The organism is Candidatus Neomarinimicrobiota bacterium (assembly GCA_021157965.1).
Taxonomy (GTDB): Bacteria; Fidelibacterota; Fidelibacteria; order Fidelibacterales; family Fidelibacteraceae; genus Fidelibacter.
On the sequence record JAGGVO010000007.1, the window covers coordinates 1 to 6,894 of the forward strand.

The window sequence follows — 6,894 nt, forward strand, 5'->3', positions numbered from 1 at the left end:
CTTATGGCAGTTCTGGGAATTCCCATCTATTCCGTCTCCACCATGATCCCCGTGATGCTCATTGCCATCGGCGTGGCTTACGGAATCTATTTTTACAACCATTTGAAACAGTATGCCGGCCGTCATCCTCGGGCTGAAGAATCCACAGCCCTGGCTTATACCATCAAAATCCTGTGGAAACCCCTTGCCATGGCGGCTTTTACCACAATGATCGGTTTTATCTCTCTCCTCACCTCGGAAGTCTATCCTATCAAATATTTCGGGATTTTTACAGCCTTCGGGATTTTTTCTGCCTTTCTTATGGCACTGATTCTTCTGCCGGTGATGGTAATTCTTATGGGATATCATCCCGGGAAAAAGAAAGAAAAAGCAGGTTCAGAATACAATCTCTTTATTCGTTTTACAGACGGACTGCTGGCAAGGAAAAAAACAATATATATCGCAGTTCTGGTGATTGTGACCATTTCTCTTTTCGGCATTCAGCGCGTCTGGATCAATTCCAGTTTTCTGGACAAGTTTGAAAAAGATAGTGATATCGTCAAAACAGACACCTTTGTAAACAGCAAATTCGGCGGGACATCCACCTTGAACGTGGTTCTGGAAAGTCCTGATGCCGATACGTTTAAAAAGCCGGAGAGTCTGCGTCTGATTGACAGACTTCAGGCGGAAACGGTTAAACTGGACAGGGTGGGAAATTCCTTTTCCCTGGCCGATTACTTGAAGCGGATGAACAAGGTCATGAATGAAGATCGGGAAGAATTTTATGCCATTCCCGAAACCCGGAATATGGTAGCCCAGTATCTTCTGCTATATGAAATGTCCGGCGATCCGGAAAACCTGCTGAAAGTCACCAATTATGACTACAGCAAAGCCAATGTGACCTTTCAACTTAAGGGAGACGATTCCAAAACTATTAATGAAGCTCTTGCCGTGATTAAATCCTTTGAAGATGATTTTCGGGAACTGGGAATCGAAATGAATTTTGCCGGTTCGGGCTACAAGGCACTGGTTTTTACGGACCTGATTCTTGAAGGTCAGATTAAAAGTATCGTGATGTCCCTTTTCCTTGTGCTGGGGCTCCTGATACTTATGTTCCGAAGTATCAAAGCCGGACTCATTGGTGCTACACCGATTCTCATTACTATCCTGATTAATTTCGGTTTTATGGGAATTCTGAATATTGCCCTGAGTACCACGACGGCGCTCTTATCCAGTATCGCCATGGGGGTCGGGATCGATTATGCCATCCACTTTCTCCAGCACTACCGCATGAATCTGGCAAGCAATCCGTCGAAAGAGACAGCCTTGTACGCCACCATGAACCAGACCGGCAAGGCAATTCTGTACAATGCCGTGGTGGTGATTTCAGGGTTTCTCGTTCTCCTCTTTTCCGTTTTTCCGCCAAACCGGACTTTGGGAGCCCTGGTATCCATGAACATGTTCACAAGCCTGACCGGAACTCTGACTATCATGATGATTCTGGTCTATACATGTAATCTGTTCATAACAAAAAGGAAAGAAAAATGAAAAAAACACATGCAGCTTTGTTCATGAGTCTTTTGCTCACCATCTTTATGATTCAACCTTTGAGTGCTGAAATCACTGGAAAGCAAATCATGGAGGATGTTTACAACAAACCGACAGGAGATGACATGCAGGGCGAACTCACCATGACCCTGACCAACAAGCAGGGGGAAAGCAGAGTCCGTACCCTGAAACAGTACATCAAATACGGTGATGAGGTGGACAAAAAAATCATGTTCTTTCAGGCGCCGGCTGACGTGCGGGGAACATCTTTTATGAATTGGAGTTATGCCGACGGCCGGGATGATGACCAGTGGATTTACCTGCCGGCCCTGAAGCGGACCAAGCGGATTTCCAGTGACGGAAAAAGCGACTATTTCATGGGGTCGGATTTTACCTATGATGATTTGGGGGACCGCCATCCCGACGAAGATACCCATACACTTCTTCGGGAAGAAACCCTTGAAGGAAAAACCTGCTGGGTTGTGGAAAGCATTCCCAAAGAAGAGGATTATATGTATTCCAAAACCATTACATGGGTTATGAAAGATAATTACCTGGGTCTTCGCCGTGAATTCTATGATGAAGACGGTGATTTGTTGAAAATCCTCACGATCAAAAAGTTTGATCAGATTGACGGATTCTGGACCATCCTTGAAACGGAAATGAAAAATGTGCAGAAAGATCATAAAACAAATATGGCTTTCAATAACGTGCAGATCAATCGGGGCATTCCGGACAGACGCTTTACAGAACGCAGTATGACACTGGGACGATAAGAAAGAGAAAGGAGAATCCATGTTGATCAGAAAAATGAAATACATAATTCTTGTAGGTTTGATCATGATAAATGGTTCTGTCTATGGGATGGATAACATATATATTTCAGGATATGCCCGGAATTACACCGGTATGCTCCTCGAGGGAGACCGGGATTTTTCCATCATACAGAACACCCTGGATCTGAATTTTGAAAAGAAAAGCATGAAAGGGGGATTATTGGTTAACCCCTATCTGTACCACACATTTGATAGCAATCTGGAGATCGGTCTCCGGGAAGCCTATCTCGACCTGTTTTTCGATAATTTTGATCTGAGGATCGGGAAACAGCAGATTATCCAGGGCAAGGCGGAAGGGGCCTTTATTACGGATGTTGTATCACCCAAAGACCTGCAGGAATTTCTCCTGCCGGATTTTGACGAGATCCGCATGGGTGTAACGGCCTTTAAAATCAATGCTTATCACGGCAATTCCACTTATGAAGCCGTATGGGTTCCGGTTTTTACTCCGACCCGGATGCCCGATGCCACTTCCATCTGGAATCCGGGGATGGATTATCCCGTTCAGCCGGTCTTTGACTATTCCACGTCGGATGTCCCCGCCCGGCTGGAAAACAGTGAAGCTTTTATCCGTTACAGCACCCTGACCTCCCGTTTTGATCTGGAGCTGGTGGGAGGATACATGTTCTATGATGATCCGGTGATGCACATGACAAAAGAGTTTAACCCGGTCACACAGCAATTGACAGGGCTCACGGTCCGCCCTGAATATCACCGGGTAACCCTGGGAGGCGGAAGTGTCAGTTTACCTGTCGGTTCCATTATCCTCCGGGGCGAAAGCGGGTTTTATTCTGGGCGCTATTTTCAGATTGAATCACCGGCTTATCCGGATGCCACGGTGAAGAAAAATTTCCTTCACAGCATGGCGGGACTGGATTTTAATGTCCGGGGGATTATCTTCAGTTCCCAGATCATCCAGGAGTATATCCTGGATTATGAATCCGGGATACTCAACGATGAATTTGATCACACGCTCACATTTCTGGCAAAGAAAGATTTTCTGCAGGAAAAATTATGGCTTGAACTTTTCATCTATACAGGGTTGAACGAAGGAGATGCCCTGATCCGCCCCAAAATCTCCTATTCTTTTACCGACGGATTTGATATCCTTTTGGGAAGTAACATATTTGCAGGGGATGCCGGCCGATTTGGGCGCTTTGACGATAATGACATGATTTATGCGAAAATTAAATATTATTTCTAGATCCCAAATTCAACAATTAAGTGCAACTTAAGAATTTTTGGAAAAATCGAGGATTTTATCGGTGAAGCACTTATATTGAAAATCACCGATAAGGAAAAATGCCATGAAACATGTCAAGATCGGTTTTTTGGGTCTCATTTTAGTGTATTCATCCCTTTTTTCTGAGGAATTCTTGCGGGTTGAAGGCGGTGCCAAATGGCTCATGTGGTTTCCGGATCAGCCAAAACGGGCAGAAATAAAAACGAAGGGCTATGCCGGGATAACCCTTAATGCCCGGTTGAATTACAAAAATATTATCCGGTTGTACAATCTGAAATATGAATTTTCAAATGGTATTCAGGCACCTACCACAAAAGGACGGGATGAACTGATCAAAAACAAGGTCGGAACAACGGGATATGTTCTGTTCCACCTATTGTCCGATATATTCATTCCTGATGCCTGGAACAATCTGGCCATTGTTTTTCGGACTCATTATGAGGATTACCGGTCCACAGTGCATTTTACGGATGATGTGAAATATATCCCCTATAATTTCAATGAGGACCCTTTTATCGATTATTATTCTGCCGGAGAGGAAGCGGAATTTTACACACGGTTCAGTGATGCTTTTTTGGGAATTTCCCTGGGAAGTCCACCCGGTGCAGAAAAATTTGCCAGAGGTTATTTTGGAGGGGGTAAAACGCTTTATCAAAAACCCTACACATTTCATATCGGTGAACAGGAAATCGAGGATACGATTACCGATACACGTTTTACAGGATATTTCGCCGGGGCGGGACTTGTAGCCCGGTATCCCCTCCAAAGCCGGGAAGCGCTCTTTTTTACATTGGAGTATCATGTGGGATCAGGTGAAATGGAGCTGGTAAAAGATCGGGTGGACATTACCCGGATAGCCGATAACAATAAAAGCAGTATTAACTACAGAGCTATGGAAATGTGCATGGAATATGAACGGATTCTCATTCCCGGTAAAATTACCATGGGTATGGAAAGCAATTTTAAAATCAAATCTTTTGACCTTCAGACACCCAGTATGACCTATGAAGAAGCTTATAACATGAACCAGGACTACTTTTGGGGAATCAAGGTGAATGTCGGATGGGTTTTGTAATGAGAAATTGTCCCTTGATACGACCGTCTGTCCTTTTCAACCACCGTTGATATGGTCACGTATCTGCCTTGGAACTAAAATAAGTATTCGTCTTTATTTTATTTTTAGTACACAACCTAAAATAAAGGGGCCGGGAAGGCAGCCCTGTGCGCGGGATAGCATCACGGTATCGAGAAGCTTGTGGCAGTTTTTTGTTTTTGATGCCATTCTAATTCCCTACAGACCTAATCGTTTTGCTACATCTTCAAAGTCCGGAGCCTCTGCATAGATCTTTTCGAATTCGGCGCGGGCACGAGACTTTTGCCCCAAATCCTCGTAGATCAGAGCGCGCTCGTAACGCAGAGCACGGAGGAGATCATCGGACCGGCCTTTCTTACGGCGCAGGGCGACTGTTAAAACCTCGCGAGCTGCATCCGGCAGGCCGAGCTCATGCAAAGCCCTTGCCTTGTATAGCAGCAACGTAGCATGGATTGACGTGTCGTTCCCGATGCCCTCAACCAACCGCACAACCTTCCGGAAAACCTTCTTATCGCCCGGATGAGCGTCCATCAACAGTTCCGCAAGAGACAACTTCACCACCACGTCGTCGGGTTCAAGCCGGCGCAGCTTTTCCAGGCAGGCAATCGCGTCCTGCCAGCGCTCCTGATGTTGATAGACTTCTACCAGGCCCAGCAGCACATCCCGAAGATCCGGACCCACATGCGCGGACACCTCGTCCGTGATGGGGAGGCTCATTGTGGCGGAGATACCGTACCTGGAGAAGTAACGGCCCAGACAGCTGTGTTTTTCGGTAGCCGTAACCAGGTAACTCGCAGCTTCTTTCAGTCGCCCCATCTTGAGGGCCAGAAAGCCGGCGAGGTACGCTCCGTCTGCGAGATGAGCCGCTTGCTCAAGGTGGTGAAGCGCTTTGTTCTCATTCCCCAGTACCAGTTCCCGGCAACCGTCCACCAGGGCCTCCTCGTCGTCCGGTGTGACGAGCCGCTTGAAGAAGCCCAGGGTCAGGCGATCTTTCGTGCGGACTGAAGGGACCTCCGGCGCAACTGAAGACGCATTTCTTTTACCACCTGAGCTCCCGCCTGAAAGAGTTGTGGTGTAAAAGAGTCCCGTTCCCGGAATTCCCACTGTCGTCCGTTTCCCGCGGGAGCCGACAGTGAACTTTGCACCGCGTGGCCCGAACGAGAGCGATCCTCCCGACTTACTCAGGTTCAGGGTCACTTCTGGTGCGATCTTGATTCGTCTCCAGAAACGAAAGCTCATGATAGTTACTCCTCAGATTACCACTTTTTCCAGACGTTCCTTGCGTTTTTCCCAGTCCGGCAGAATTCGCCCGAGAAGGTGGTAAAATTTTTTATCATGGTGTGGATAAAGCAGATGACACAGTTCATGTATAATCACATAATCGATGCAGTGGGTCGGAGCTTTAACGAGCTCAGTATTCAACATAATGACGCCTTTCCCCGAACAGCTCCCCCATCGTTTCTTCATACGGCGGTAGCGTACTTCCGGCACCACAGCCCCCATCCTCTCGAAAGTCGGCACGTACTGAGCAAGCCTTCTCGAAAGCAAATCCCTGGCGTGTGCCGAGTACCAATCAAGCATGAGCGCCCTTGCCTTTTCCTTATTGCTTGTATCAGGCAGTTCCATTTCAAAAAAGCGACCGATCAGCCGCACCCGGGCTTTCCCGCCAGGCCGTATTTTCAAACGATATTGTCTGCCGAGATAATAGTGAGTTTCACCGGAGACAAATTTGCGCTCCGTAGGCAGGGGCTGAAATTGCTCAAAAAAATCAATCTGCCGGGCTATCCACGATGCCCGCTTTTCCAAATGCTTAAGAATAATTTCCAGTTCACATTCGGCAGGTGCTTTTGCCGTGATACGAAGGTCCGGATGCACCGTAACGGAAAGACGTTTGCGTTTCTCCGCCACAACATCAACAACGAACTTTCGCGCACCGTATTTCAATTCTATTTTCTCATCCATATTTATCCCATTCAAGGGCAAACACAGAGGTTTCCCTCTACGGCCTTCTGACCCTGGCAATATCCAGACACTGTTCCATAATCGCATCCATGTCCTCGAAAGTGATCTCAATGCCTTCTTTGTTCTTGAAATCGAAAAGGAGGTCTTCGATCTCGTTTCTCATACGATTTTGTGTGTCTATGTCACTGGTCCAATTAACAATACGATTTCGTTCAATGACTTCATCTATAGCC

At 46.7% G+C, this 6,894-nt stretch carries 7 protein-coding genes; 4 read left to right on the top strand and 3 right to left on the bottom strand.

Annotated elements, in window-relative coordinates:
- The 4 genes from J7K63_00880 to J7K63_00895 all read left to right on the top strand — a co-directional run.
- On the top strand, positions 1 to 1,527 hold a 1,527-nt coding region (locus J7K63_00880; GenBank protein MCD6233581.1), incomplete at its 5' end, for an MMPL family transporter.
- Positions 1,524 to 2,303, top strand: coding sequence for an outer membrane lipoprotein-sorting protein (locus J7K63_00885; protein ID MCD6233582.1), 780 nt, complete (start codon positions 1,524 to 1,526; stop codon positions 2,301 to 2,303). The genes J7K63_00880 and J7K63_00885, both read left to right, overlap by 4 nt.
- 19 nt (positions 2,304 to 2,322) lie before the next feature.
- Complete coding sequence (locus J7K63_00890) at positions 2,323 to 3,567, top strand: hypothetical protein (GenBank protein MCD6233583.1); 1,245 nt, start codon at positions 2,323 to 2,325, stop codon at positions 3,565 to 3,567.
- Positions 3,568 to 3,670: 103 nt separating this feature from the next.
- Positions 3,671 to 4,681: a hypothetical protein gene (locus tag J7K63_00895; protein MCD6233584.1), complete on the top strand. Its 1,011-nt coding sequence runs from the start codon at positions 3,671 to 3,673 to the stop codon at positions 4,679 to 4,681.
- Between the two features lie 216 nt (positions 4,682 to 4,897).
- Here J7K63_00895 and J7K63_00900 read toward each other — a convergent pair whose 3' ends face one another.
- From J7K63_00900 to J7K63_00910, 3 genes are all read right to left on the bottom strand, one after another.
- Complete coding sequence (locus J7K63_00900) at positions 4,898 to 5,938, bottom strand: DUF4236 domain-containing protein (GenBank protein ID MCD6233585.1); 1,041 nt, start codon at positions 5,936 to 5,938, stop codon at positions 4,898 to 4,900.
- Between the two features lie 12 nt (positions 5,939 to 5,950).
- Positions 5,951 to 6,661, bottom strand: a complete 711-nt coding sequence (locus J7K63_00905) for a M48 family metallopeptidase (GenBank protein MCD6233586.1) — start codon at positions 6,659 to 6,661, stop codon at positions 5,951 to 5,953.
- 37 nt (positions 6,662 to 6,698) lie between these two features.
- Positions 6,699 to 6,894 (bottom strand): hypothetical protein (locus J7K63_00910; GenBank protein MCD6233587.1); only part of this gene is annotated, 196 nt, incomplete at its 5' end.